Origin of the sequence: Enterobacter sp. KB-280D8 (assembly GCF_041399405.1) — a bacterium.
Lineage (GTDB): Bacteria > Pseudomonadota > Gammaproteobacteria > Enterobacterales > Enterobacteriaceae > Enterobacter > Enterobacter cloacae_N.
Genome location: NZ_JBGKEC010000003.1, coordinates 78,485 through 102,882, shown reverse-complemented (window position 1 = coordinate 102,882; position 24,398 = coordinate 78,485). Strand labels below are relative to the sequence as shown.

Annotated in this window: 23 protein-coding genes and 5 tRNA genes; 19 read left to right on the top strand and 9 right to left on the bottom strand. The window is 58.4% G+C overall.

The features are described from left to right. Nucleotides 1-6 precede the first annotated feature (6 nt). Together hypF and AB8818_RS10500 are read left to right on the top strand one after the other, a co-directional pair. Nucleotides 7-2,223, top strand: coding sequence for a carbamoyltransferase HypF (gene hypF / locus AB8818_RS10505; RefSeq protein ID WP_192984364.1), 2,217 nt, complete (start codon nucleotides 7-9; stop codon nucleotides 2,221-2,223). Nucleotide 2,224: 1 nt separating this feature from the next. Beyond that, a complete protein-coding gene (locus tag AB8818_RS10500; protein ID WP_116343433.1) occupies nucleotides 2,225-3,247 on the top strand; it encodes a HoxN/HupN/NixA family nickel/cobalt transporter in 1,023 nt (340 codons plus the stop codon). A gap of 113 nt (nucleotides 3,248-3,360) precedes the next feature. Here the strand turns inward: AB8818_RS10500 and norW are convergent, their stop codons facing one another. Both norW and norV read right to left on the bottom strand, forming a co-directional pair. Next, the gene (norW, locus tag AB8818_RS10495; RefSeq protein WP_192984367.1) at nucleotides 3,361-4,494 is read right to left on the bottom strand and encodes an NADH:flavorubredoxin reductase NorW; all 1,134 of its coding nucleotides are present in this window, start codon (nucleotides 4,492-4,494) and stop codon (nucleotides 3,361-3,363) included. Further along, nucleotides 4,491-5,933, bottom strand: coding sequence for an anaerobic nitric oxide reductase flavorubredoxin (gene norV, locus AB8818_RS10490; protein ID WP_192984370.1), 1,443 nt, complete (start codon nucleotides 5,931-5,933; stop codon nucleotides 4,491-4,493). Before norV ends, norW begins: the two co-directional genes overlap by 4 nt. Before the next feature lie 186 nt (nucleotides 5,934-6,119). On the opposite strand from norV, the gene norR reads away from it, so the two are divergent. Then, the gene (gene norR / locus AB8818_RS10485; protein WP_192984374.1) at nucleotides 6,120-7,634 is read left to right on the top strand and encodes a nitric oxide reductase transcriptional regulator NorR; all 1,515 of its coding nucleotides are present in this window, start codon (nucleotides 6,120-6,122) and stop codon (nucleotides 7,632-7,634) included. Here the strand turns inward: norR and gutQ are convergent. The 7 genes from gutQ to srlA all read right to left on the bottom strand — a co-directional run bounded on the left by gutQ (nucleotide 7,631) and on the right by srlA (nucleotide 12,565). Beyond that, nucleotides 7,631-8,596: an arabinose-5-phosphate isomerase GutQ gene (gutQ, locus tag AB8818_RS10480; RefSeq protein ID WP_116343430.1), complete on the bottom strand. Its 966-nt coding sequence runs from the start codon at nucleotides 8,594-8,596 to the stop codon at nucleotides 7,631-7,633. The two genes, norR and gutQ, sit on opposite strands and share 4 nt — an antisense overlap. Beyond that, nucleotides 8,589-9,362 (bottom strand): DNA-binding transcriptional repressor, encoded by a 774-nt coding sequence (locus tag AB8818_RS10475; RefSeq protein ID WP_032640855.1) that lies wholly within the window; start codon nucleotides 9,360-9,362, stop codon nucleotides 8,589-8,591. The genes gutQ and AB8818_RS10475 overlap by 8 nt, the downstream gene beginning before the upstream one ends. A gap of 63 nt (nucleotides 9,363-9,425) precedes the next feature. Next, nucleotides 9,426-9,785, bottom strand: coding sequence for a transcriptional regulator GutM (gene gutM, locus AB8818_RS10470; RefSeq protein ID WP_166712195.1), 360 nt, complete (start codon nucleotides 9,783-9,785; stop codon nucleotides 9,426-9,428). Between the two features lie 91 nt (nucleotides 9,786-9,876). Next, nucleotides 9,877-10,656, bottom strand: coding sequence for a sorbitol-6-phosphate dehydrogenase (gene srlD / locus AB8818_RS10465; RefSeq protein WP_116343428.1), 780 nt, complete (start codon nucleotides 10,654-10,656; stop codon nucleotides 9,877-9,879). A gap of 14 nt (nucleotides 10,657-10,670) precedes the next feature. Then, nucleotides 10,671-11,033 carry a PTS glucitol/sorbitol transporter subunit IIA gene (srlB, locus tag AB8818_RS10460; protein ID WP_023308951.1) on the bottom strand — a complete coding sequence of 121 codons (363 nt, stop codon included), beginning with the start codon at nucleotides 11,031-11,033 and terminating at the stop codon, nucleotides 10,671-10,673. A gap of 12 nt (nucleotides 11,034-11,045) precedes the next feature. Beyond that, nucleotides 11,046-12,005, bottom strand: coding sequence for a PTS glucitol/sorbitol transporter subunit IIB (locus tag AB8818_RS10455; protein WP_192984377.1), 960 nt, complete (start codon nucleotides 12,003-12,005; stop codon nucleotides 11,046-11,048). Continuing rightward, nucleotides 12,002-12,565: a PTS glucitol/sorbitol transporter subunit IIC gene (gene srlA, locus AB8818_RS10450; RefSeq protein ID WP_023333189.1), complete on the bottom strand. Its 564-nt coding sequence runs from the start codon at nucleotides 12,563-12,565 to the stop codon at nucleotides 12,002-12,004. The genes AB8818_RS10455 and srlA overlap by 4 nt, the downstream gene beginning before the upstream one ends. A gap of 252 nt (nucleotides 12,566-12,817) precedes the next feature. On the opposite strand from srlA, the gene mltB reads away from it, so the two are divergent. From mltB to AB8818_RS10370, 16 genes are all read left to right on the top strand, one after another. Continuing rightward, nucleotides 12,818-13,918 (top strand): lytic murein transglycosylase B, encoded by a 1,101-nt coding sequence (gene mltB, locus AB8818_RS10445; RefSeq protein WP_168733281.1) that lies wholly within the window; start codon nucleotides 12,818-12,820, stop codon nucleotides 13,916-13,918. A gap of 270 nt (nucleotides 13,919-14,188) precedes the next feature. Then, nucleotides 14,189-14,842 (top strand): metal ABC transporter ATP-binding protein, encoded by a 654-nt coding sequence (locus tag AB8818_RS10440; protein WP_116344152.1) that lies wholly within the window; start codon nucleotides 14,189-14,191, stop codon nucleotides 14,840-14,842. Further along, the gene (locus tag AB8818_RS10435; protein ID WP_166712185.1) at nucleotides 14,839-15,699 is read left to right on the top strand and encodes a metal ABC transporter permease; all 861 of its coding nucleotides are present in this window, start codon (nucleotides 14,839-14,841) and stop codon (nucleotides 15,697-15,699) included. The genes AB8818_RS10440 and AB8818_RS10435 overlap by 4 nt, the downstream gene beginning before the upstream one ends. A 14-nt stretch (nucleotides 15,700-15,713) precedes the next feature. After that, the gene (locus tag AB8818_RS10430) at nucleotides 15,714-16,592 is read left to right on the top strand and encodes a metal ABC transporter substrate-binding protein (protein WP_166712183.1); all 879 of its coding nucleotides are present in this window, start codon (nucleotides 15,714-15,716) and stop codon (nucleotides 16,590-16,592) included. Nucleotides 16,593-16,721: 129 nt separating this feature from the next. Continuing rightward, on the top strand, nucleotides 16,722-17,219 hold the full coding sequence (pncC, locus tag AB8818_RS10425) for a nicotinamide-nucleotide amidase (protein WP_061097290.1): 498 nt from the start codon (nucleotides 16,722-16,724) through the stop codon (nucleotides 17,217-17,219). An 89-nt stretch (nucleotides 17,220-17,308) separates the two neighbouring features. Next, the gene (gene recA / locus AB8818_RS10420) at nucleotides 17,309-18,367 is read left to right on the top strand and encodes a recombinase RecA (RefSeq protein WP_028014189.1); all 1,059 of its coding nucleotides are present in this window, start codon (nucleotides 17,309-17,311) and stop codon (nucleotides 18,365-18,367) included. A 68-nt stretch (nucleotides 18,368-18,435) separates the two neighbouring features. After that, nucleotides 18,436-18,936 carry a recombination regulator RecX gene (gene recX / locus AB8818_RS10415; protein ID WP_028014188.1) on the top strand — a complete coding sequence of 167 codons (501 nt, stop codon included), beginning with the start codon at nucleotides 18,436-18,438 and terminating at the stop codon, nucleotides 18,934-18,936. A gap of 131 nt (nucleotides 18,937-19,067) precedes the next feature. After that, nucleotides 19,068-21,695 (top strand): alanine--tRNA ligase, encoded by a 2,628-nt coding sequence (alaS, locus tag AB8818_RS10410; protein WP_116344148.1) that lies wholly within the window; start codon nucleotides 19,068-19,070, stop codon nucleotides 21,693-21,695. Between the two features lie 241 nt (nucleotides 21,696-21,936). Continuing rightward, nucleotides 21,937-22,122: a carbon storage regulator CsrA gene (csrA, locus tag AB8818_RS10405; RefSeq protein ID WP_000906486.1), complete on the top strand. Its 186-nt coding sequence runs from the start codon at nucleotides 21,937-21,939 to the stop codon at nucleotides 22,120-22,122. Between the two features lie 342 nt (nucleotides 22,123-22,464). Next, nucleotides 22,465-22,557, top strand: a tRNA-Ser gene (locus AB8818_RS10400). Between the two features lie 4 nt (nucleotides 22,558-22,561). Continuing rightward, nucleotides 22,562-22,638 (top strand) — tRNA-Arg (locus AB8818_RS10395). Nucleotides 22,639-22,702: 64 nt separating this feature from the next. Further along, nucleotides 22,703-22,779, top strand: a tRNA-Arg gene (locus AB8818_RS10390). Nucleotides 22,780-22,808: 29 nt separating this feature from the next. Beyond that, nucleotides 22,809-22,885: transfer RNA gene (locus AB8818_RS10385), tRNA-Arg, on the top strand. A 160-nt stretch (nucleotides 22,886-23,045) separates the two neighbouring features. Further along, nucleotides 23,046-23,122: transfer RNA gene (locus AB8818_RS10380), tRNA-Arg, on the top strand. Between the two features lie 257 nt (nucleotides 23,123-23,379). Continuing rightward, nucleotides 23,380-23,946 carry a fructose-1-phosphate/6-phosphogluconate phosphatase gene (gene yqaB / locus AB8818_RS10375; protein WP_116343828.1) on the top strand — a complete coding sequence of 189 codons (567 nt, stop codon included), beginning with the start codon at nucleotides 23,380-23,382 and terminating at the stop codon, nucleotides 23,944-23,946. Then, nucleotides 23,943-24,371, top strand: a complete 429-nt coding sequence (locus tag AB8818_RS10370) for a YqaA family protein (protein WP_008499541.1) — start codon at nucleotides 23,943-23,945, stop codon at nucleotides 24,369-24,371. Before yqaB ends, AB8818_RS10370 begins: the two co-directional genes overlap by 4 nt. Nucleotides 24,372-24,398: the final 27 nt, after the last annotated feature.

The following is a 24,398-nucleotide window of genomic DNA, read 5'->3' as shown; positions in this document are numbered from 1 at the left end:
GCCGCAATGAGCGTTAACGGCGTACAGCTTCGGGTGCGGGGCAAGGTGCAGGGCGTGGGGTTTCGGCCCTTCGTCTGGCAGCTGGCGCACCGGCTGAAGCTTGTGGGCGATGTCTGCAACGACGGAGAGGGTGTTCTGGTGCGCCTCGCGGGTAATGGGGGGGACTTTACCGCGAGGCTGCGCCAGGACTGCCCACCGCTGGCGCGTATCGACGAGGTTGATACGCAGCCCTACAGCTGGTCTGGCGTGCCGACGGAATTTACCATCCGCCAGAGCGAGCGCGGAGTGATGGACACGCAAATCGTGCCGGATGCCGCCACCTGTCCGGCGTGTCTGGCTGAAATGCGCGACCCTGGCGAGCGCCGCTACCGTTACCCGTTTATCAACTGCACCCACTGCGGGCCGCGGTTTACTATTATCCGCGCGATGCCCTACGACCGTCCGGCCACGTCGATGGCCGCATTTCCGCTGTGCGCGCCGTGCGAAACCGAGTACCGCAACCCGGCTGACCGGCGTTTCCACGCCCAGCCGGTGGCCTGCCCGGACTGCGGGCCGCAGCTGGAATGGCAGGCCGGAGATGCCGTTGCTGCCCGCGAATCGGCTTTACGCGCGGCGGTGGCGATGCTGAAAGGCGGCGGCATTGTCGCGGTTAAAGGGCTGGGCGGTTTCCACCTCGTCTGCGACGCGCTGGATCCGCAGGCGATACTGAAACTGCGGATGCGCAAGCAGCGCCCGACGAAGCCGCTGGCGGTGATGATCCCGGATGCGAACGACCTGCCTGAGACGATACAGGCGCTGCTACGCTTGCCCGCCGCACCGATTGTGCTCACGCCAAAAGCCTCGCTTCCCGCGTTTCCCGAGGAAATTGCACCGGGGCTCGACTGCGTTGGCGTGATGCTGCCCGCGAACCCGCTCCAGCATCTTCTGATGATGGAGTGCCGGCGCCCGCTGGTGATGACCTCCGGCAACCTCAGCGGCAGACCGCCTGCCGTCACTAACCAGCAGGCGCTGGAGGAACTCAGCGGCATCGCGGACGGCTTCCTGCTGCATAACCGCGACATCCTTCAACGCATGGATGATTCGGTGATGGATCGGGATGGCGCTATCCTGCGTCGCGCGCGCGGCTTTGTGCCGGACGCCGTCACGTTGCCCGCGGGTTTTGAGGATATCCCCGCCATGCTGTGCACCGGTGCAGAGATGAAAAACACCTTCTGCCTGGTGCGCGGGAACCAGGCGGTACTGAGTCAGCACTTTGGCGATCTCAGCGACGAGGGCGTCGAGGCGCAGTGGCACAGCGCGCTCTCGACGATGCAGGACATCTATGCCTTTCAGCCGGAGCGCGCGGTGTGCGATGCCCATCCGGCGTACCGCGCCCGACGGTGGGCGCAGGAGCAGGCGCTGCCCGTCGAAACCGTGCTGCATCATCACGCCCATGCGGCGGCGTGTCTGGCGGAGAACGGCTGGCCGCTCGACGGCGGAGACGTTATCGCCCTGACGCTGGACGGGATCGGCATGGGTGAGAATGGCGCGCTGTGGGGCGGCGAGTGCCTGCGGGTCAACTATCTCGACTGCGAACGGCTCGGCGGCCTGCCTGCCGTTGCGCTGCCGGGGGGCGATCTGGCGGCGACGCAGCCGTGGCGAAATTTGCTTGCCCACTGTCTGGCGTTTGTCCCGGACTGGCAACAGTACCCGGAAACGCGGACAGTCCAGCGTCAAAACTGGCCACTGCTGGCAACGGCTGTGTCGCGCGGCATCAACGCGCCGCGGGCGTCTTCCTGCGGTCGTCTGTTTGACGCCGTCGCCTGCGCGCTGGGCATCGACGCGCAGCGCTACGAAGGCGAAGCGGCCTGTCGGCTGGAGGCGCTGGCATCGCAGTGCGCGGGGGTTGATCATCCGGTGACGCTGGAAGTGGATAACCTCGCGCTGTTCTGGCGGCAGTGGCTGAGCTGGCAGGCGGAGCCCCGCGAGCGCGCGTGGGCCTTTCACGACGCGCTGGCAAAAGGGCTGGCGCAGCTCGCCGCGTGCCATGCCCGACGCCTGTCGCTGTCGACAATCTGCCTCAGCGGCGGCGTGTTGCACAACCGTCTGCTGCGCGCGCGCCTGCGTCACTATCTTTCTGACTTTACGCTTCTTTTTCCTTCGCGCCTGCCCGCAGGTGACGGAGCGATCTCCTTCGGGCAGGCGGTGGTCGCCGCTGCCCGGTCATGTTCAAAAAGGATTTAAAATGTTACGACTGTTACGCAACGAACCTCGCGCCGCGCTTCTGCTGCTGGCTCTGGTAATGGCAAACCTGCTGGCCTGGGGATGGGCATGGCACACCTTCAGCGGCAGCACGGCGCTGATGGCGGCCAGCCTGCTGGCGTGGTGCTACGGGCTGCGTCACGCCGTGGACGCCGACCACATCGCGGCCATTGATACCGTGACGCGTAAGATGATGCAGCAGGGCAAGCGTCCGTCCGGGGTGGGGGCGTGGTTCTCGCTGGGTCACTCCACCATTGTGGTGCTGGCCTCCATCGCCATCGCCGCCACCGCCACGGCGTTTCAGAAAAACATGGCATGGTTCCACGAGACCGGGAGCCTGATTGGCACCGCGGTGTCCGCCACCTTCCTGCTGGCGATGGCGCTGGTGAATATGGTGATCCTTCGCGGGGTATGGCGCAGTTTTCAGGCGCTGAAAAAAGGCCAGCCGGTGCAGGGAGACATCACGCTGCCTGCCCAGGGCGGCGTCATGAACTGGCTGTTTGGCAAAACCTTCCGCCTGGTGAATAAAAGCTGGCAGATGTACCTGGTCGGTTTCCTGTTTGGCCTTGGCTTTGACACGGCCACCGAGATCGGCGTGCTGGGGATCTCTGCCGCCAGCGCCTCTAGCGGCATGTCGGTATGGTCAATCATGATCTTCCCGGCGCTCTTCGCCAGCGGCATGGCGCTGGTGGATACTCTCGATAATCTGCTGATGGTCGGCGCTTATGGCTGGGCGTTTGATAAACCGCAGCGCAAGCTCTACTACAACATGACCATCACCGGCACCTCCGTGGTGGTGGCGCTGTTTATCGGCGGGCTGGAAGCGCTGGGCCTGCTGATGGACAAATTTGCCCTCAGCGGCGGCGTCTGGGATCTGATCGGCGCGGTAAACGACAACCTGGGCAACGCCGGGTTTGTGGTGGTCGGGCTGTTTGTCGCCTGCTGGCTGATCTCCATGGTCAACTACCGCTGGCGCGGCTACGACGCGCTGGTGGTGCGTTCCTGAACAACCCAGCCCTGTTTTTGCCCGGCGGCGCTACGCTTGCGCGGGCCTACAAGGTTTACCGTTTTGGGGTTGAGTAGGCCGGGTAAGCGGAGCGCCAGCAGGCATTGCGAGGGTTAAGCAGGTAGCGATTTTAGCAGTGTGAACGCCTCCTTCATCCGCTCTTCACTGACGACAAAGGCGCGTATCTGACCCTCGCTGTCCGCACCTCGCGCGACCATTCCCTGCGGTTCGAGGGTAATTTGCCAGTTCAGATCCTGACGCTGCGTTTCACCTGCGAGATGCAGCGGTAATTCCGGCGTTTTTACTTTTACCAGCATGGCGGGCAATTTCAGCGGCGCGCTTCCGCCGAGCAGATTTTTCGCCAGACACATTGCGCTTAACTGAATCGGCTGCAAAAAGGGCAGCACTTCACCGTTAATTTCCGCACAGTCGCCCAGGGCATAAATGTCCGGCCGCGTGGTTTGCAGGTAGCAGTCTACCTTCACGCCGCGGTTTATCTCAGCCCCTGCGCGATGCGCCAGCGCGGTTTCCGGGCGCAGCCCTGTCGCGGCAACCACCGCATCCACTTCTACGCTGCGGCTGCGGTCGAGCGTGGCGCGAATACCGCCTTCGGTTTTGCTCAGGCTCTGCAGCTGCGATTTCAGCAGCAGATGGACGCCCATATCGGTCAGACGATGCTGTAAGCGACTGCTTACTTCTGCGGGCATCAGCGCCGACAGAATACTGGCCGCGTGGTCAACCATGGTGACGGATTTCCCCGCGCGGCAGAAATCCATCGCCAGCTCGGTGCCGATCAGCCCGCCGCCGACAATCATCACCCGTTGCGCATCGCGGAGCAGGGTTTCGCTGGCCTGGTACTCCTGCTGGCTGTTGAGGGTAATCATCAGCTCGCGGCCCTCAACCGGCGGCACAAAGGCTGATGCCCCGGTCGCCAGCACCAGCCTGTCGTACTGCCAGGTTTTCTCTTTCGCTTTCACCACGTGGGCGTCGGCGTCGATGTCGGTGACCCAGGTGTACGGAAACAGACGCAGGTTAAACTGCTCCGCGAACTCCCCCGCCGTCTGGCGGGTGAGGTCTTCGGCGCGCTGATTCTGGCTGATGACGTGGCTTAAATCAGGCTTGTTGTACTCGTCCATGCTGTCAGCGGCAATCACCGTCAGCGGCACGTGAGCGTCCTGCTTGCGGATATTTTTCACCAGCTGGCGGGCGGCAAAGCCCGAGCCGATGATAACGATGCCGTTGCTCATTTTGCCTCCGCTGCCAGTTCGTCAAAGACGTCTTTGCCGAGGGAACATTCCGGGCAGAGGAAGTTGTCCGGCACCTCGCTCCACGGCGTGCCCGGGGAGACATCCTGTAGCGGCTCGCCCAGCTCAGGATCGTAAACCCACTGGCAGACGCTGCACTGCATGCGTGGGCCGAGATCGGCGCTGGCGGCAACGTCACAGGTTTGCGGCTGTTCGGCGGGTGTTGCATCGGCATCAGGAAGCGGTGCGAGCGCCCACTGACGGGCAATGTCGCGACCGTGCTGGCGGCAGATTTCCAGCGCGTCGAGATCAGGACGCCATTTTGCCTTCAGGCTCAGGGACATCTCAAAACCGGCATCCTGTAAACGGGTGGAGAGACGGTCTACCGCGCCGCCGCTCCAGCCGTGTGAACCAAAGGCGCTGGCGCGTTTGTTGCGAAAGCGCAGACCGGTCATCTCTTCCACCAGGCCGGCAATTTTCGGCATCATCACGTTATTCATGGTGGAGGTGCCCACCAGCACGCCCTTAGAGCGGAAGACGTTGGTCAATACCTCGTTCTTATCGCTGCGCGCCACGTTGAAGATTTTCACCGCCACGTTCGGGTCCACTTCGTTGATGCCCTGGGCAATGGCGTCCGCCATCATGCGGGTGTTGTTGGACATGGTGTCGTAGAAAATCGTAATGCGGTCTTCCTGATAATCCGCCGCCCATTTCAGGTATAGCTCCACAATCTGGGTTGGGTTTTCACGCCACACCACGCCGTGGGAGGTGGCAATCATCTCCACCGGCAGGTTGAAGCCGAGGATCTCGGTGATTTTCGGCGTCACCAGGCGGCTGAACGGGGTCAGGATGTTGGCGTAGTAACGCTGGCACTGTTCGAACAGCTCGGTTTGGTCCACTTCGTCGTTGAACAGGCGCTCGTCGCAGTAGTGCTGGCCGAAGGCGTCGTTGCTGAACAGCACCGCGTCGCCGGTCATGTAGGTCATCATGCTGTCCGGCCAGTGCAGCATCGGGGTTTCCACAAAGATCAGCTGCTTGCCGTTGCCGATATCCAGCGCGTCGCCGGTTTTCACGGTGTGGAAGTTCCACTCCGGATGGTGATGGTGGCCGTTGATCGAGTCGATGGCGTTGGTGGTGCAGTAGATTGGGGTGTCCGGGATGCAGGACATCAGTTCGGTCAGGGCCCCGGCGTGATCCTCTTCCGCATGGTTGATGATGATGTAGTCGATGGCGTTCAGATCGATTTCGCTGCGCAGGTTCTGCACGAACTCGCGGCTGAACTTGTGATCGACGGTATCGATCAGCACGTTTTTACCTTCGCGAATGAGATAGCTGTTGTAGCTGCTGCCGCGCAGCGTTTTGTATTCCGTCCCGTGGAAATCGCGCACTTCCCAGTCACGTTGACCCACCCAATGAATGTTATTTTTAACCAGAATAGACATAGCAACCTCAGCGTAATACAGCGTTTCAAATAAGATGCTGTACCTATATCAAGGTGCGTGCCAACTATTTAATTGATTGATAATATTGGGTTTATAAATGTATTGTCCGTAAAGGATAGTCATTATGACTATCAAGAAAGCTGTCAATATGACACTATGTATTGTCAAAATGACTGTGAGGCTGACATGAGCTTTTCTGTAGATGTGCTGGCGAAGATTGCCATTGAACTGCAAACCGGTATCGGCCATCAGGACCGTTTTCAACGGCTGATCTCCACGCTGCGCCAGGTGCTGGCGTGTGACGCCTCGGCGCTGCTGCGCTACGAGGGAAGACAGTTTATTCCGCTGGCTATCGACGGGCTGGCGCAGGACGTGCTCGGACGGCGCTTTACCCTTGAAGGCCATCCGCGGCTGGAGACCATCGCCCGCGCGGGTGACGTGGTGCGTTTCCCGGCGGACAGCGATCTGCCCGACCCGTACGACGGCCTGATCCCCGGACAGGAGAGCCTGAAGGTGCACGCCTGTATCGGCCTGCCGCTGTTTGCCGGGCAAAACCTGATTGGCGCGCTGACGCTCGACGGCATGTCGCCGGACCAGTTCGACACCTTCAGCGACGAAGCGCTGCGCCTGATTGCGGCGCTGGCCGCCGGGGCGCTGAATAATGCGCTGTTGATAGAGCAGCTGGAGAGCCAGAATATTCTTCCCGGCAGCCCGGCGGCGTTTGAGCAGGTCACGCACACGGAGATGATCGGTCTTTCGCCCGGCATGGCGCAGCTCAAAAAAGAGATTGAGATTGTCGCCGCGTCCGATCTGAACGTGCTGATCTTCGGGGAGACCGGCACCGGTAAGGAGCTGGTGGCGAAAGCCATTCACGAAGCCTCGCCGCGGGCGGCCAACCCGCTGGTGTACCTCAACTGCGCCGCGCTGCCGGAAAGCGTGGCGGAGAGCGAGCTGTTTGGTCACGTCAAAGGGGCGTTTACCGGGGCGATCAGCAACCGCAGCGGCAAGTTCGAAATGGCCGATAACGGCACGCTGTTTCTGGATGAAATCGGCGAGCTCTCCCTGTCGCTGCAGGCCAAGCTGCTGCGCGTATTGCAGTACGGCGACATCCAGCGCGTGGGGGATGACCGCAGTCACAGAGTGGACGTGCGCGTGTTGGCAGCGACTAACCGGGATCTGCGTGAAGCGGTGCTGGCGGGTAATTTCCGCGCCGACCTGTTCCACCGCCTGAGCGTGTTCCCGCTGTCCGTGCCGCCGCTGCGCGAGCGCGGGGACGACGTGGTGCTGCTGGCGGGCTTTTTCTGCGAGCAGTGCCGCCTCAGGATGGGGCTTTCCCGCGTGGTGCTGAGTCCGGGGGCGAGATCGCATCTGCTGAGCTACGGCTGGCCGGGCAACGTGCGCGAGCTGGAGCATGCGATTCACCGCGCGGTAGTGCTGGCGCGGGCGACGCGCTCGGGGGATGAAGTGGTTATTCATGCGCGCCATTTTGCGCTGCAGGATGAAAATACGCCGTCCGTGAAGCCTGCAACGCCTGAGAGCGTGAACGAGAACCTGCGCGAGGCGACGGAAGCATTTCAGCGTCAGATGATTACCCGCGCGCTGGAGCAGAACAACCGCAGCTGGGCGGCGTGCGCCCGTGCGCTGGAGATGGACGTCGCCAACCTGCACCGGCTGGCGAAGCGTCTCGGGCTGAAGGGTTAGATTATCCCGGCCTGGTAGAAGTCCTGCAGGTTGATGGCGCCGCACAGCCTGCCGTGCTCGTCCACCACCGGTGCGGCGGTGATTTTGCGCTTCATCAGCACCTCTTTGGCTTCAATGGCGCGGCTGTCGGCGTTCAGCGTTAGCCCGCCTTTGGTCATGGCGTCCGACACGTTCGTTTCCAGCCTGCCGCCGCCCACCAGCCAGCGGCGCAGGTCGCCGTCGGTGAACACGCCCTTCACGTTGCCGCTGTCATCGCACACCGCCACCAGCCCCAACCCGGTGCGGCTGAGTTCCAGCATCGCGTCCATCACGCTGGTATCGAGTTTGACCTGCGGAATGGCATCGTCGGTGCGCATCAGGTGGTGAACTTTATTGAGCAGGCGAGCGCCGAGCGCGCCTGCCGGATGCGAGCGGGCAAAATCTTCTTCGTTAAAGCCGCGCGCCTGCATCACCGCCATCGCCAGCGCGTCGCCCATCATCAGGGTGTTAACGGTGCTGGAGGTCGGGGCAAGGTGCATCGGACAGGCTTCACGCTCAACGGAAATGTCCAGCGTCGCCTTGGCGGCCAGCGCCAGCGGCGAGCGGGGTTTCCCGGTCATCGCCAGCAGGGCGACCGATTTTTCCTGCAGGCGAGGGATGATGAGATCCAGCTCCTTGGCCGAGCCGGAGTAGGAGATAAACAGCATCACGTCGCGGCTCTCAATCATCCCCAGATCGCCGTGCAGCGCCTCTGCCGGATGCACGAAGAACGCCGGGGTGCCGGTGCTGGCGAGCGTCGCGGCAATCTTTTTGCCGATATGGCCGGATTTACCGATGCCCGCCACGATCACTTTGCCTTCGCAGTGGATAATGGTGTTGGCGGCGCGGACGAAATCCTCGCCCAGACGTTCCGGCAGGCGGCTGGCTTCCTGCAGCTCCAGCATTAGCGTCTGGCGGCCCGTTTCTAACAGAAAATCACTCATCTCTCTCTCCGGTTACGATCACGTCGATGCCTTTTTCTTCCAGCGCTTTTTTGAACGCCGGATCGATACCCGCGTCGGTAATCAGCTTATCAACGCTTTCAAGGCTACAGACAATGTTGGGGCTTTTGCGGCCAAACTTCGACGAGTCTGCCATCAAAATCACTTCCCGCGCGGCGTTGCACATCGCTTTGCTGACGCTGAAGACCTCGTTAAACGTCGTGACGCCCGCGTTCAGGTCGATGCCGTCGGTGCCCATAAACAGTTTATCGAAGCTGAAGTGGTCGAAGGCGTTCTCTGCCAGCTGACCGTGAAACGATGCCGATTTTTTGCGGAAGGTACCGCCGGGCATCAGGATGGTCTGCTCGCTGTCGAACTCCGACAGGGCGTTAACGATGTGCAGGCTGTTGGTCATCACCGTGATGTTGTTAAAGCGGCTGAGCAGGGGGATCATCTGCAGGACGGTGCTGCCGGCGTCGAGGATGATGGAATCGCCATCGTGGATAAATTTTACGGCGGCTTCGGCAATCAGCGCTTTCTGGTGGGTATTGATCAGCGTTTTGTGATCGATAGGCGGGTCGGCTTCGTCTTTATTAAGCACCACGCCGCCGTAGGTTCGAATGACGGCGCCAGAGTTTTCGAGCAATACCAGGTCCTTGCGTATCGTCGTGCCGGTGGTGTCAAAGTAGTGGGCGAGGTCCTCTACCGAGCATTTTCCCTGCTTTTGCAGATGCTCAAGAATGGCCGCCTGCCGCTGACGAGGTTTCATAGGCGCTTCGTTCCTTAGGTTGCGAAATGATAATTTCGCAAGTCTATAGCTTTCACAACGAAATTATCCATGTTTCAGATTAAGCGCTAATGATAGTGCATTCTGACAGAGTGGATCATGGGGAAAGATCACATCAGGCCGTAATTCCTGCAGCAAAATGCCGTTGATTGCCTGGATTTTGGCCGGTCGGGCAAAGACCGTCATGCCGCGCATGATCAGGGAATCGCACACCTTATTGTTTTCATCCAGCGCAACAGCGACGACGACCCGCGGCTTGAAACGTCCACCGGAACGCCCGACGCCGACGCGGCCTTTCTGGCACAGGGCGTCAAACGCGCGGTTAAATTGATGGATTTGCCAGCCGCCAAACGCCATCTGGCAGATCCAGGCGAGGGCGGCGACGGTAATGAGTGCGGTGACCATATCGGCTCCTTAATTGCCGGGTGGCGGCTGCGCCTTACCCGGCCTACGGGGATTGTAGCCCCGGTAAGCGCAGCGCCACCGGGGAATGAACTCAGAACATCACCTGCCCACCGGTCACGTTAATCGACTGCCCGGTGCAGTACGAGGCTTTCGGGCTGGCGTAAAACAGCAGCATATTCAGCACGTCCTGATAATCGCACCCGCGCTTCAGCGGCACTTTATCGATGTAGTACTGCTCCACTTCCTCAGCTTTGATGCCGAGCTTGGTGGCATACTGCGGCAGCAGGGACTGGAACATCGGCGATTTCAGCAGGTTCCCCAGCATCAGCGAGTGAACGGTAATGCCATACTCGGCCAAATCCAGCGCCAGAGACTGCGTCAGCCCCACGCCGCCAAACTTCGCCGCGCTGTAGCCGGAGTTGTGCTTGCTGCCCACTTTCCCGGATTTGGAGTTGATCTGAATGATGCGCCCCTGAATGCCGTCGCGGATCATCAGACGGGAAAACTCGCGGGCGCAGAGGAAATAGCCCACCAGATTCACCTGCAGCGAACGGTCAAAATCCCCCAGTTCGAAATCGCTGATAAAGGCCGCTTTCGCAATCCCCGCGCTGTAGACCAGCAGGTCGGTGCGCCCAAAAATCTCGTCCACGCCGCGGGCCAGCGCCATCACGCTCTGCTCGCTGGTGGCGTCGGCACCAAAGCCGTATGCCACCCCTTCGCCAAATTCGGTGTTGATGGCGTCCGCCACGCGGGCGGCTTTTTCACTCTGAATGTCCACTACCGCCACGCGGTAACCCTCTGCGGCAAGCCCACGGCAGAGGAACTCGCCTAAGGTTTGTCCTCCACCAATGACAACGGCAACCTGACTCATGTGATTCTCCTTAATTACGCAACAAATTTTAACGTGCAGCCTGGGGTGACAGCCTGCGGAACCGGGCCCGCTACGTGCACCGTGCCGGGATACTCGGCCTGCGGCTGGCCGTCGAAACGCAGGGTGATGTGGCCCAGCTCGCGCAGGTTTTGCTCGGCCACGTCGCCGACGGCGGTCACGGCATAGCGCGCCTCGCCCAGCTCCAGCTGGCTTCCTGCCTTCAGCTCGCCCTTCAGCTCGCCGTGGCAGTGGATAAAGCAAAACTCTTCGATATCCGCAGGCGCGCCTTCGCGGAAGGTGATTAGCATCTGGTCGCTCAGCGCGTCCGCTGCGCTCTGGCCGATGCGGGTAATGGTGGTCTGGTAAATGACGGTCATCGCAGGAACCTCTTATTGATAAATAAAGCCGGAGACAAACCAGGCAATCAGCACCGTCGGCGCGCCCGTCAGGAAGCGGCTGACCAGCACGGACGGCACACCCACGCGCACGGTGTCCTGGCGCGCTTCGGCCAGCGACAGCCCAACGGGGATAAAGTCGCACGCCGCCTGGGCGTTAATGGCAAACAGAGCGGGCAGGGCGAGGTGCGGAGGGATGTTCCCCAGACCAATCTGTACGCCAATCAGCACGCCGATGACCTGGGCAATCACCGCGCCCGGGCCGAGGAACGGCGACAGCAGCGGGAAGGAGCAGATCAGTGCCAGCGTCACCAGCCCAAGCGGGTGGCTGGCGAGCGGGGCGAGGCCGTGGGCAATCCAGTCGCCCAGGCCGGACGCCATGATGATGCCGATCAGCGCCGAGACGAACGCCATAAACGGCAGAATCGTTTTCAGTACCGTGTCGATGGTGTCGCGCCCGGACTGGAACAGCACCGCCACGGCGGAGCCCATCCCCATCCCGACCTTTGCCAGCAGGCCGTCGCTCTGCTCGGTGATTTTCTTGCTGGTGTCGTACTCCCGCGGGGCCGCTTTTTGCGGCGCAGGACTGCCATTCACCACAGTGATGTTGTCCTCCTTTACGCCTGAGACATAAATGTCCTCAAGGATGTACTGTGCCAGCGGGCCGGATTTTCCGGTGGAGTGAATATTCACCGTCGGAATGCGGCGCTTCGGATAGATACCGCAGCGCAGCGTGCCGCCGCAGTCAATCACCGCCACGCCGATGTCCGCTTCCGGCGGTTCGCCTTCCTTGAAGCCGTCGACCGCTTCCCAGCCGGTCAGCTCGCGCAGCCTGTCGACGATTGCCGGGCGCGTCCCTGCGGTGATGTAGACGATCTTTTTGCCTTCGGTAGCGTCGAACTCCAGCGGGCCGCCCCAGCCGCCCGTACCTTTCTCAATGCGGATCCGGTTCATGCTGTGGCTCCTGAAAGATGGACCTTCTGTTCAAGCTGGATGCCCATTTTTTTCTCGAAAATGGCGGTGGTGAGGTCGGTCACCCAGCCGCGGAAGAAGTTGGTGACCAGGCCGACCAGCAGGTAGCTCACCGCCAGCGGTCCAAGCGGAAGGCCAAGGGTGGTGAGACCGCTGGCGATCCCGAGATAGACAAACAGCTCGCCGGGGTTAATGTGCGGGAACAGGCCGTTCATCGAGTGGCAGCTGTAGGAGGCTGCGGCGTAGTAGCTCGGCTTGTACTTCTCTGGCATAAAGCGGCCGAGGCTCAAGGTCATTGGGTTGCAGAAAACAAAGGTACCGATGAATGGCAATACCAGGTAACGGGACAGCGGATTACCGGCGCAGCGCTGGGCAAAGCGTTCAATGCGCTGCTGGCCGATAAAGTTGATCAGCGCGTTCATGATCACCAGCAGGCTGATCAGCAGAGGCAGGATCCCGGTCACCATGCCGGTGAACACTTCTCCGCCTTTCTGAAACAGCCCGATGAACCACTCGGCGCCGTGGGTGATGGTCTCTATCATTCTTCTCTCCTGTGGGGCTTTTTTGTTTTGTATTACTGTGGCTAATAATAATCACTTTGAAAGATTTTAAAGTGTTAATTAGATCTCACAATGAAAGAAAAATGGATTATTTTGAAAGTTAATTGATGGGGTGAATGATTTTCGGTGGAAAAAAGCGCGGATTTGCGTGGGAGAGGTGCGTACCGCTTCCTTGAGGTGTTGCGGATGCTTTACCATACTGGGTTCTTATCGAACCCGTTAAATGGATGTCTCATGTTCAAGCGTCGTTATGCAGCGCTGTTGCCTGCGCTTATCCTGCTGTCTGCCTGTAGCAGCAAACCTAAGACCGAAGCCGTTCAGCAAACGGCGGGCGCGCCTTCCGGGGGATTCCTGCTGGAGCCGCAGCACAATATGATGCAGATGGGAGGCGACTTCGCGAATAACCCGGCGGCCGAGCAGTTCATCGATAAAATGGTGAGCAAACACGGTTTCGACCGCCAGCAGTTGCATGAAATTTTGTCTCAGGCCAAGCGTCTGGACTACGTGCTGCGCCTGATGGACAGGCAGGCACCGTCCGCCCAGGTGCCGAGCGGGCCAAATGGCGCATGGCTGCGCTACCGCAAACAGTTTATTACCCCGGACAACGTGCAAAACGGCGTGGCATTCTGGAACCAGTATGAAGATGCGCTCAACCGCGCGTGGCAGGTCTACGGCGTGCCGCCGGAAATCATCGTCGGGATTATCGGCGTGGAGACCCGCTGGGGCCGCGTGATGGGCAAAACCCGCATCCTTGACGCGCTGGCGACGCTCTCCTTTAACTACCCGCGCCGCGCCGAATACTTCTCTTCCGAGCTGGAAACCTTCCTGCTGATGGCGCGCAACGAGCAGGACGATCCGCTCGATTTGAAAGGGTCGTTTGCCGGCGCGATGGGCTACGGCCAGTTTATGCCGTCCTCCTATAAGCAGTATGCCGTCGACTTTAACGGAGACGGCCACATTAACCTGTGGGATCCGGTGGATGCCATCGGCAGCGTGGCGAACTACTTCAAAGCGCACGGCTGGACGCCGGGCGGCCAGGTGGCCGTGCAGGCGAACGGCGAGGCGTTTGGTCTGGAAAATGGCTTTAAAACAAAATACAGCGTAGCGCAGCTAACGGCGGCAGGCTTAACGCCAACCCAGCCGCTGGGCAACGTTGACCAGGTGAGCCTGCTGCGTCTGGATGTGGGAACCGGGTACCAGTACTGGTACGGTATGCCGAACTTCTACACCATCACCCGCTATAACCACAGCACCCACTATGCAATGGCGGTGTGGCAGCTGGGGCTGGCGGTGTCTCAGGCGCGCGTTCCTGCGGCGTCACCGTTTAGTCAGTAAGTCGCTTTATTCCCTCTCTCCCTTGAGGGAGAGGGCTGTGGTGAGGGCACCCGCGTGCCCCTATTTCCTGCAGAAACATTTCGCCACACTCCCGTTTCAAACCCGCCGTTTACATCTCTGCCGTCTTTCATTATTGTTATGTTATAACATTTAATTGGGTGTCGAGATGTCAACCTCCCTTTTTTCTCTTTCTGCGCCGGTTCGGCTTTTGCTGGCGCTGGGACTTATTGTGTTGCTCGGCCTGGCCGTGCGCTGGGCGGTGGCGCTGCCATGATTGTGATGAACGAACTGGTTGCGGGCTATGACCGCCAGCCCGTCACGCGTCCGCTTTCGGGTGTGATTGAACGCGGCAGCATGACCGCCATTATCGGCGCTAACGGCTGCGGGAAATCCACGCTGCTGAAAACGCTCGCCGGATTTATTCCGCCCGTCAGCGGCAGATTTCGCTGGCAGGGTAGACGACCGGTAATCGGCTGGCTGGCACAGCGTCACGCGCTGGAGGCGCAGTTTCCGCTGACCGTGCAGGACGTAGTAAGCATGGGCTGCTGGCCCGGAATTTCGCTTTTTGCCGGTTTTCGTCGTGAAGCGCGCCTGCGTATTAGTGGCGCACTTGAGCGCGTGGGGCTGGAGTCAATGGCGTTATCCACTATCGATGAACTCTCCGGCGGCCAGTTTCAGCGCATGCTGTTTGCCCGCGTATTAGTGCAGCAGGCGCCGCTGGTAATGCTGGACGAGCCTTTTACCGGGGTCGATGAAGCAACCTGCAACGTGCTGATGGATCTGATGCTGGAGATGTATATGCAGGGGCAAACCCTGCTCGCGGTGCTGCACGACAGCGAGCGCGTGGCGCGCCACTTCCCGCAGACGCTGCGGCTGGATGCTGATATTCCCCAGTGGAAAACCGAGCGGGTGAGGGTGGCATGATCTGGCACACATTCTTCCAGCCGTTTATTGAGTACGGCTTTATGCGTCGCGCGCTGGTGGTTTGCCTGGCGCTTTCTATCAGTACCACCGCGCTCGGCGTGTTTCTTCAACTGCGTCGGATGAGCCTGATGGGCGATGCGCTTTCTCACGCCATTTTGCCCGGCGTCGCCGTGGGGTATTTGCTCAGCGGGATGTCACTAATGGCGATGACCGTCGGCGGGTTTATCGCCGGAATTGCCGTTGCGCTGGTGGCCGGGCTGGTCAGCCGCCGCACGCCGCTGAAAGAAGATGCCAGCTTTGCCGGATTTTACCTGGGTTCACTGGCGCTGGGCGTCACGCTCGTTTCGCTGCGCGGCTCGAATGTCGATCTGCTGCATCTGCTGTTTGGCTCCATCCTCGCCGTGGACAATGACGCCGCGCTGTTTGTGACCGGCGTGTGCATCTTCACCCTTATCACGCTGGCCCTTTTTTACCGCGGGCTGGTGACGGAGGCGTTTGATACCGCCTGGCTGCAGGTGAATACCCGCTGGCTGCCCGGGCTGTTGCACGGCCTGTTTCTGGCGCTGCTGGTGCTTAACCTGGTGGCCGGTTTTCAGGTGCTTGGCACGCTGATGGCCGTCGGGCTGATGATGCTCCCGGCGGTGGCGGCGCGCTGTTGGGTACGCACCTTACCCGGATTACTCCTGATGGCCGGTATCAGCGGTATTTTCTGCGCGTGGCTGGGGCTGAGCCTCTCCTGGGCGGCAAGTTTGCCCGCGGGGCCGTCCATTGTGCTGACTGCCAGCGCGCTGTTCTTTATTTCCATTTTATTTGGCACGCAAAGCAGGCTTGCTGGCAGTCTGCGGGCGCTTTTTTAACGTAAGGGGAAACGATGAAACGTACAGGATTAATCATGGCGCTTGCGCTGGGGATGATGTCGCATAGCGTAATGGCGAAAACGCTGAATGTGGTCACCAGCTTTTCGATACTGGGGGATATCACGCAGGAGGTGGGGGGAGATCGCGTGAACGTGACGACGCTGGTCGGGCCGGACGGCGATCCGCATACCTTTGAACCGTCACCAAAAGACAGCGCGGCGCTGAGCAAGGCTGACGTAGTAGTGGTCAACGGCCTGGGGCTGGAAGGCTGGCTCGACCGTCTGGTTAAAGCCTCCGGGTTCAAAGGGCAGCTGGTCGTCGCCTCAACCGGAGTGAAAACCCACACGCTTGAGGAAGATGGAAAGACCGTGACCGATCCGCACGCCTGGAACAGCGCGGCGAACGGTGCGCTGTATGCACAAAATATTCTGAACGGGCTGGTGAAAGCCGATCCGGAAGGCAAAGCGGCGCTGGAGGCTTCAGGGAAGCCGTACATTGCGCAACTGACTCAGCTGGACGGCTGGGCTAAAACACGCTTTAGCCAGATCCCGCAGGAAAAGCGTAAAGTGCTGACCAGCCATGACGCGTTCGGCTATTTTGGCCGCGCTTACGGCGTAACCTTCATGGCACCTCAAGGACTCTCTTCCGAGAGCGAGGCCAGCGCGGCGCAGGTTGCGGAGATTATCAATCAGATTAAAGCCGACGGCGTGAAAACGTGGTTTATGGAAAACCAGCTCGATCCGCGTCTGGTGAAGCAGATTGCGTCGGCGACGGGCGCACAGCCGGGCGGCGAACTTTACCCGGAAGCGCTGTCGGCCAAGGGTGGGGTGGCAGACTCCTACGTTAAGGCGTTTCGTCATAATGTCGATACGATTGCGAACAGCATGAAATAACATTTCTGTAGCCGGTGCGCCCGCACCGGCTTTTTTCTGAAGCCCCCTCGTAAAACCTGAAGCGCATCCCCATATCTGACGAGAAAGTGCTATCTTGTGCTGCACGTTTTTCTCAAGCCTGGAGCAAGAATGACTGACCATGAATTGATGCAGCTTAGCGAGATCGTTGGCCTTGCACTGAAGCAGCGTGGCGCGACAATTACCACCGCAGAATCCTGCACCGGCGGCTGGGTGGCGAAAGCGATTACCGATATCGCCGGCAGTTCCGCCTGGTTTGAACGCGGCTTTGTGACCTACAGTAACGAAGCTAAGGCGCAGATGATTGGCGTGCGCGAAGCCACGCTGGAACAGCATGGCGCGGTCAGTGAACCGGTTGTCATTGAAATGGCCATTGGCGCGCTGAAAGAGGCGCGGGCAGATTACGCCGTTTCCATCAGCGGTATCGCGGGGCCCGACGGCGGCAGCGACGTGAAGCCTGTCGGCACCGTCTGGTTCGGGTTTGCCACGTCCAAAGGGGAAGGGATCACCCGCCGGGAGTGCTTCAGCGGCGATCGTGAAAGCGTGCGTCGTCAGGCAACCGTGTATGCGTTAAAAACGCTCTGGCAACAATTTCTACAAAACACTTGATACTGTATGACTATACAGTATAATTGCACCAACAGAACAGAAGTCCATGGTGAAGCGCAGTTGCTTCTCCCGGCATGACAGGAGTAATAATGGCTATCGACGAAAACAAACAGAAAGCGTTGGCGGCAGCACTGGGCCAGATCGAAAAGCAATTCGGTAAAGGCTCCATCATGCGCCTGGGTGAAGACCGTTCCATGGATGTGGAAACTATCTCCACCGGTTCGCTTTCTCTGGATATCGCACTGGGCGCGGGCGGTTTGCCGATGGGGCGTATCGTAGAAATCTACGGTCCGGAATCCTCAGGTAAAACGACTCTGACCCTGCAGGTTGTTGCAGCGGCGCAGCGTGAAGGTAAAACCTGTGCGTTTATCGATGCCGAGCACGCGCTGGACCCGGTCTATGCCCGTAAGCTGGGCGTTGATATCGACAACCTGCTGTGTTCCCAGCCGGATACCGGCGAGCAGGCGCTGGAAATTTGTGACGCGCTGGCGCGCTCTGGTGCGGTTGATGTGATCATCGTCGACTCCGTTGCGGCGCTGACGCCAAAAGCGGAAATCGAAGGTGAAATCGGTGACTCTCACATGGGCCTCGCGGCACGTATGATGAGCCAGGCGATGCGTAAGCTGGCCGGTAACCTGAAGCAGTCCAATACGCTGCTGATCTTCATCAACCAGATCCGTATGAAAATTGGTGTGATGTTCGGTAACCCGGAAACCACCACCGGTGGTAACGCGCTGAAATTCTACGCCTCTGTCCGTCTGGATATCCGCCGTATCGGCGCGGTGAAAGAGGGCGAGAACGTGGTGGGTAGCGAAACCCGCGTGAAGGTTGTGAAGAACAAAATCGCCGCACCGTTCAAACAGGCTGAGTTCCAGATCCTCTACGGCGAAGGTATCAACTTCCTCGGCGAGCTGGTTGACCTGGGCGTGAAAGAGAAGCTGATTGAAAAAGCGGGCGCCTGGTACAGCTACAACGGTGACAAGATTGGTCAGGGTAAAGCGAATGCTATCTCCTGGCTGAAAGAGAACCCGGCTGCGGCGAAAGAGATTGAGAAGAAGGTGCGTGAGCTTCTGTTGAACAACCAGGACTCCAAACCTGATTTCGTGGTGGATGCTGCGGATGCTGAAGAAACCAACGAAGACTTTTAAGTCTCTCGTATAAAGATGAAGGGCTGCTGACGCGGCCCTTTTTGCATTTCTGAATCTGCAGGTTTTTTATGAGTGAACCGACATCACGCCGACCCGCCTACGCGCGCTTGCTGGACCGTGCGGTACGCATTCTCGCCGTGCGCGACCACAGTGAGCAGGAGCTGCGGCGGAAGCTGTCAGCGCCCGTCATGAGCAAAAACGGGCCGGAAGAGATTGATGCCACTGCGGAAGACTACGACCGCGTGGTGGCCTGGTGCTATGAGCATCATTACCTGGACGATGACCGCTTTGCCTCGCGCTTTCTCGCCAGCCGCGGCCGTAAAGGGTATGGGCCCGCGCGCATCCGGCAGGAGCTGAACCAGAAAGGGGTAGCCAGGGAGTCCATCGAAAAAGCGATGCGCGAAAGCGACACCGACTGGTGCGAGCTGGCAAAAGAGCAGGCTATTCGTAAATACGGCGAACCGCTGCCGCGTGAATTTTCAGAAAAAGTCAAAATCCAGCGCTTTTTGCTCTACCGCGGCTTTCTGATGGAAGATATTCAGGATATCTGGCGTAATTTTGCCGATTGAACGCATGCGGGATTTTACTTCCCACTAAAGAAAACTTATCTTATTCCCACTTTTTCCAGTAGCTGGTCTGTCCAACGGTTTACCGATACAGGCTGGCTACGACATTTCGTTAGCTTGATTTCAGGATAATTATGAGCAAGAGCACCGCTGAGATCCGTCAGGCGTTTCTCGATTTTTTCCATAGTAAGGGACACCAGGTTGTTGCCAGCAGCTCCCTGGTACCGAACAACGATCCGACTCTGCTGTTTACCAACGCCGGGATGAACCAGTTCAAGGATGTGTTCCTTGGTCTCGACAAGCGTAATTATTCCCGCGCTACAACCTCACAGCGTTGCGTGCGTGCGGGCGGTAAACACAACGACCTGGAAAACGTCGGTTACACCGCGCGTCACCACACCTTCTTCGAAATGCTGGGTAACTTCAGCTTCGGCGACTACTTCAAACACGATGCCATTCAATATGCGTGGGAACTGTTAACCGGTGAAAACTGGTTCAACCTGCCGAAAGAGCGTCTGTGGGTTACCGTCTATGAAACCGATGACGAAGCGTTCGAAATCTGGGAAAAAGAGGTCGGTATCCCGCGCGAGCGTATTATTCGCATCGGTGATAACAAAGGCGCGCCATATGCGTCTGATAACTTCTGGCAGATGGGTGATACCGGTCCTTGCGGTCCGTGCACCGAGATCTTCTACGATCATGGCGACCACATCTGGGGCGGCCCTCCAGGTAGCCCGGAAGAAGACGGCGATCGCTATATTGAGATCTGGAACATCGTCTTCATGCAGTTCAACCGTCAGGCTGACGGCACCATGGAGCCGCTGCCGAAGCCGTCCGTTGATACCGGTATGGGCCTGGAGCGTATCGCCGCGGTTCTGCAGCACGTTAACTCCAACTACGAGATTGACCTGTTCAGCACCCTGATCAAAGCCGTTGCAGAAGTGACCGGCGCGACCGATCTGAACAACAAATCGCTGCGCGTTATCGCAGACCATATTCGTTCCTGTGCGTTCCTGATTGCTGACGGCGTTATTCCGTCGAATGAAAACCGTGGCTACGTGCTGCGTCGCATCATTCGTCGTGCGATCCGTCACGGCAACATGCTGGGCGCGAAGGACACCTTCTTCTACAAACTCGTTGGGCCGCTGATTGGCGTGATGGGTTCAGCCGGTGACGAGCTGAAACGCCAGCAGGCGCAGGTTGAGCAGGTTCTGAAAACCGAAGAAGAGCAGTTTGCCCGTACGCTGGAGCGCGGCCTGGCGCTGCTGGACGAAGAGCTGGCGAAGCTTAAGGGCGACACGCTGGACGGCGAAACCGCTTTCCGCCTGTACGATACCTACGGCTTCCCGGTTGACCTGACGGCGGACGTTTGCCGCGAGCGCAACATCAAGGTTGATGAAGCAGGCTTTGAAGCCGCGATGGAAGAGCAGCGTCGCCGTGCGCGTGAATCCAGCGGTTTCGGTGCAGACTACAACGCGATGATCCGCGTTGATAGCGCGTCGGAATTTAAAGGTTATGAAGCGCTGGAACTGACCGGCAAAGTGACCGCCCTGTTTGTTGACGGTAAAGCCGTAGACAGCATCAGCGCGGGCCAGGAAGCCGTCGTCATTCTGGACAAAACCCCGTTCTATGCGGAATCCGGTGGCCAGGTTGGCGATAAAGGCGAACTGAAAGGCAACGGCTTTAGCTTCAGCGTAAGCGACACCCAGAAATACGGTCAGGCGATTGGTCACCAGGGCAAACTGGTTTCCGGTTCTCTGAAAGTGGGCGAGGGCGTACAGGCTAACGTTGATGAAGCACGCCGCGCGCGTATTCGCCTGAACCACTCTGCAACCCACCTGATGCACGCTGCTCTGCGCGACGTGCTGGGCACCCACGTTGCACAGAAAGGTTCTCTGGTTAACGACAAGGTGCTGCGTTTCGACTTCTCGCATTTTGAAGCGATGAAACCGTCTGAAATCCGCGCGGTGGAAGACCTGGTGAACGCGCAGATCCGTCGTAACCTGCCAATCGAGACCCACATCATGGATCTTGAGGACGCGAAGAAAAAAGGTGCGATGGCGCTGTTTGGCGAGAAATATGACGAGCGCGTTCGCGTGCTGAGCATGGGTGACTTCTCTACCGAGCTGTGCGGCGGTACTCACGCCTCGCGCACCGGTGACATCGGCCTGTTCCGCATTGTTTCCGAATCCGGTACGGCGGCAGGTGTGCGTCGTATTGAAGCGGTAACCGGTGAAGGCGCAATCGCCAGCCTGCATGCGCAGAGCGATCAGCTGCACGACATCGCGCAGCTGCTGAAAGGCGATAGCCAGAACCTGAGCGAGAAAGTGCGCGTTGCGCTGGATCGTACCCGTCAGCTGGAAAAAGAACTTCAGCAGCTGAAAGAACAGGCTGCGGCGCAGGAGAGTGCAAACCTCTCCAGCAAAGCGGTAGACATTAAGGGCGTCAAACTGCTGGTCAGCGATCTGGCGGGCGTGGAGCCTAAGATGCTGCGTACTATGGTCGACGATCTGAAGAACCAGCTTGGTTCAACGGTTATCGTGCTGGCGACGGTGGCAGAAGGTAAGGTTTCTCTGATTGCGGGCGTCTCTAAGGATGTGACCGACCGCGTTAAAGCAGGGGAACTGATTGGTATGGTCGCCCAGCAGGTGGGCGGTAAGGGTGGCGGTCGTCCGGACATGGCGCAAGCCGGTGGTACGGATGCGGCGGCACTTCCTGCAGCATTAGCCAGCGTTGAAAGCTGGGTGAGCGCGAAATTGTAATAACTACAAAGCACAATCAGACGCCATAGCGGTAACGTTATGGCGTCTTGTTCACTGTGCTATCGATAACGATAAAGTCAGGTTGAGTTTGTGTATATCGGCTAAACTTACGTTTAACAGAATGTGATGCCGTGACTGCTTACACTTTACGTGTTTGTCATCGCTTACTTTTTGGCGTTATATGATGGATAATGCCGGGATACAAGAGACCCGACTCTTTTAATCTTTCAAGGAGCAAAGAATGCTGATTCTGACTCGTCGAGTTGGTGAGACCCTCATGATTGGGGATGAGGTCACCGTGACAGTTTTAGGGGTAAAGGGTAACCAGGTACGTATTGGTGTTAACGCTCCTAAAGAAGTATCTGTCCACCGTGAAGAGATCTACCAGCGTATCCAGGCTGAAAAATCCCAGCAGTCCAGTTACTGATATTGTCGCGTCTCGCTGTCGGGCGAGACGCAACCCTCCCGCTATTTTTCCTGCTTAAAGTTACCGTTTAATTTCAATCGCTCTCTTTTTAACCACTACGTTGCCCTTAACTCGTCTCAACACCGCCATTACGTCAGATGTTTTCTGTGGCGTTGCCTGCAAAATCCGCTTATAAAACACCCTCTTTGCGGCTTTTACATGCGAATTGCGTGTGATTTGTGCAAACGATAAAAGCTTTTGGAAAATTGTTTGACTTATAAGTCCCAGAAAGTAATATATGCGCCACGCAGCGACGAGAAGCTCTTAACGAGTAACTCGAAGCACTCGAAAGAGGCGTTGTGTGGTGAGGTGGCCGAGAGGCTGAAGGCGCTCCCCTGCTAAGGGAGTATGCGGTCAAAAGCTGCATCCGGGGTTCGAATCCCCGCCTCACCGCCATTTTGCATCCGTAGCTCAGCTGGATAGAGTACTCGGCTACGAACCGAGCGGTCGGAGGTTCGAATCCTCCCGGATGCACCATCTATTACTTCATATTGCTTTAGAAGTGATATGAATATCGAGCAGTACAGTAGTAAATCCCGATGCATCCGTAGCTCAGCTGGATAGAGTACTCGGCTACGAACCGAGCGGTCGGAGGTTCGAATCCTCCCGGATGCACCATTTACTATTTCTGAAAGCAGTACCCTGATGCATCCGTAGCTCAGCTGGATAGAGTACTCGGCTACGAACCGAGCGGTCGGAGGTTCGAATCCTCCCGGATGCACCATATTCTCCGAGATAATAGCCACGCTGTTGTTTCAAGGTCTGCGAGTTAATCGCGAGTACCAGGGAGGATAACGTTGCTTCAGCAACGGCCTGCAGGGCGAGGCGCAGCCGAGTAATCCTCCCGGATGCACCATTTACTGTTTCTAAAAGCATTTCCCGATGCATCCGTAGCTCAGCTGGATAGAGTACTCGGCTACGAACCGAGCGGTCGGAGGTTCGAATCCTCCCGGATGCACCATATTCTCCTGGATAACAGCAATGCTGTTTTTTCAAGGTCTGCGAGTTAATCGCGAGCACCAGGGAGGATAACGTTGCTTCAGCAACGGCCCGCAGGGCGAGGCGCAGCCGAGTAATCCTCCCGGATGCACCATCTCTTCTGCCTTTCCCTTCGATGTTTAGTTCTTAATCACTCTCGTTGTTATCATTTCGCAATCAGCGACAAAAACCACCTTTTACGATAAAGTAATGCTTTGTTAATCGTTTAGCGAGAGCACGATGTACGCACAGTATGACGGTTTGATCTTCGACATGGATGGCACCATCCTGGATACCGAACCCACGCATCGTCAAGCCTGGACCGAGGTCCTTGGCCGCTACGGCATGCGTTTCGACCTTCAGGCGATGATTGCCCTCAACGGATCCCCTACCTGGCGTATTGCGCAGGCCGTGATTGAACTGAATCAGGCCGATCTCGACCCACACCTTCTCGCGCGTGAAAAAACCGATGCGGTAAAAGCCATGCTTTTAGATACCGTACGCCCTCTGCCACTGATTGATGTGGTAAAAGAGTGGCACGGGCGTCGCCCGATGTCTGTCGGTACGGGCAGCGAGAGCGCGATAGCAGAAGCGTTGCTCAACCATCTTGGCCTGCGCCACTATTTTTCTGCCGTGGTTGCCGCCGATCATGTTAAAAATCACAAGCCCGCACCGGACACCTTTCTGCTCTGCGCAGAATTAATGGGCGTACCGGCGGCAAAATGCGTCGTGTTTGAAGATGCCGATTTCGGTATTCAGGCCGCGCGTGATGCCGGAATGGATGCGGTGGATGTGCGCTTGCTGTGAGTGACGCGCTGTCACTTGCCTCATTATTCGCCAGCAGTTTTCTAAGCGCCACGCTGTTACCGGGAAATTCGGAAGTGGTGCTGGTGGCGATGCTGTTGTCCGGCGTCAGTCAGCCCTGGCTGCTTGTATTAATAGCAACAATGGGTAATAGCCTTGGAGGGCTGACTAACGTTATTCTTGGGCGTTTCTTTCCGCTGCGCGAAAAGTCGCGCTGGCAGGAAAAGGCAGTCGGCTGGCTAAAACGCTATGGCGCTGCCACGCTGTTATTAAGCTGGATGCCTGTAATAGGCGATTTACTGTGTCTGCTGGCGGGATGGATGCGCATCTCCTGGGGACCAGTGCTCTTTTTTTTGTGCCTTGGCAAGGCGTTGCGCTATGTTCTCGTGGCGTGGGCAACACTACAGGGTATGACGTGGTGGCACTAATTGGTGGAATGAATACGCGACCTTCAA

What these genes read in the sequence shown, in the direction of transcription:
- recX (WP_028014188.1), top strand. Translation starts at nt 18,436, where the DNA reads ATGAGTGAACCGACATCACGCCGACCCGCCTACGCGCGCTTGCTGGAC.
- yqaB (WP_116343828.1), top strand. Translation starts at nt 23,380, where the DNA reads ATGTACGCACAGTATGACGGTTTGATCTTCGACATGGATGGCACCATC.
- norW (WP_192984367.1), bottom strand. Translation starts at nt 4,494, where the DNA reads ATGAGCAACGGCATCGTTATCATCGGCTCGGGCTTTGCCGCCCGCCAG.
- AB8818_RS10435 (WP_166712185.1), top strand. Translation starts at nt 14,839, where the DNA reads ATGATCTGGCACACATTCTTCCAGCCGTTTATTGAGTACGGCTTTATG.
- gutM (WP_166712195.1), bottom strand. Translation starts at nt 9,785, where the DNA reads ATGGTCACCGCACTCATTACCGTCGCCGCCCTCGCCTGGATCTGCCAG.
- recA (WP_028014189.1), top strand. Translation starts at nt 17,309, where the DNA reads ATGGCTATCGACGAAAACAAACAGAAAGCGTTGGCGGCAGCACTGGGC.
- AB8818_RS10440 (WP_116344152.1), top strand. Translation starts at nt 14,189, where the DNA reads ATGATTGTGATGAACGAACTGGTTGCGGGCTATGACCGCCAGCCCGTC.
- srlD (WP_116343428.1), bottom strand. Translation starts at nt 10,656, where the DNA reads ATGAGTCAGGTTGCCGTTGTCATTGGTGGAGGACAAACCTTAGGCGAG.
- srlB (WP_023308951.1), bottom strand. Translation starts at nt 11,033, where the DNA reads ATGACCGTCATTTACCAGACCACCATTACCCGCATCGGCCAGAGCGCA.
- AB8818_RS10475 (WP_032640855.1), bottom strand. Translation starts at nt 9,362, where the DNA reads ATGAAACCTCGTCAGCGGCAGGCGGCCATTCTTGAGCATCTGCAAAAG.
- AB8818_RS10430 (WP_166712183.1), top strand. Translation starts at nt 15,714, where the DNA reads ATGAAACGTACAGGATTAATCATGGCGCTTGCGCTGGGGATGATGTCG.
- srlA (WP_023333189.1), bottom strand. Translation starts at nt 12,565, where the DNA reads ATGATAGAGACCATCACCCACGGCGCCGAGTGGTTCATCGGGCTGTTT.
- norR (WP_192984374.1), top strand. Translation starts at nt 6,120, where the DNA reads ATGAGCTTTTCTGTAGATGTGCTGGCGAAGATTGCCATTGAACTGCAA.
- pncC (WP_061097290.1), top strand. Translation starts at nt 16,722, where the DNA reads ATGACTGACCATGAATTGATGCAGCTTAGCGAGATCGTTGGCCTTGCA.
- gutQ (WP_116343430.1), bottom strand. Translation starts at nt 8,596, where the DNA reads ATGAGTGATTTTCTGTTAGAAACGGGCCGCCAGACGCTAATGCTGGAG.
- AB8818_RS10455 (WP_192984377.1), bottom strand. Translation starts at nt 12,005, where the DNA reads ATGAACCGGATCCGCATTGAGAAAGGTACGGGCGGCTGGGGCGGCCCG.
- alaS (WP_116344148.1), top strand. Translation starts at nt 19,068, where the DNA reads ATGAGCAAGAGCACCGCTGAGATCCGTCAGGCGTTTCTCGATTTTTTC.
- norV (WP_192984370.1), bottom strand. Translation starts at nt 5,933, where the DNA reads ATGTCTATTCTGGTTAAAAATAACATTCATTGGGTGGGTCAACGTGAC.
- csrA (WP_000906486.1), top strand. Translation starts at nt 21,937, where the DNA reads ATGCTGATTCTGACTCGTCGAGTTGGTGAGACCCTCATGATTGGGGAT.
- AB8818_RS10500 (WP_116343433.1), top strand. Translation starts at nt 2,225, where the DNA reads ATGTTACGACTGTTACGCAACGAACCTCGCGCCGCGCTTCTGCTGCTG.
- hypF (WP_192984364.1), top strand. Translation starts at nt 7, where the DNA reads ATGAGCGTTAACGGCGTACAGCTTCGGGTGCGGGGCAAGGTGCAGGGC.
- mltB (WP_168733281.1), top strand. Translation starts at nt 12,818, where the DNA reads ATGTTCAAGCGTCGTTATGCAGCGCTGTTGCCTGCGCTTATCCTGCTG.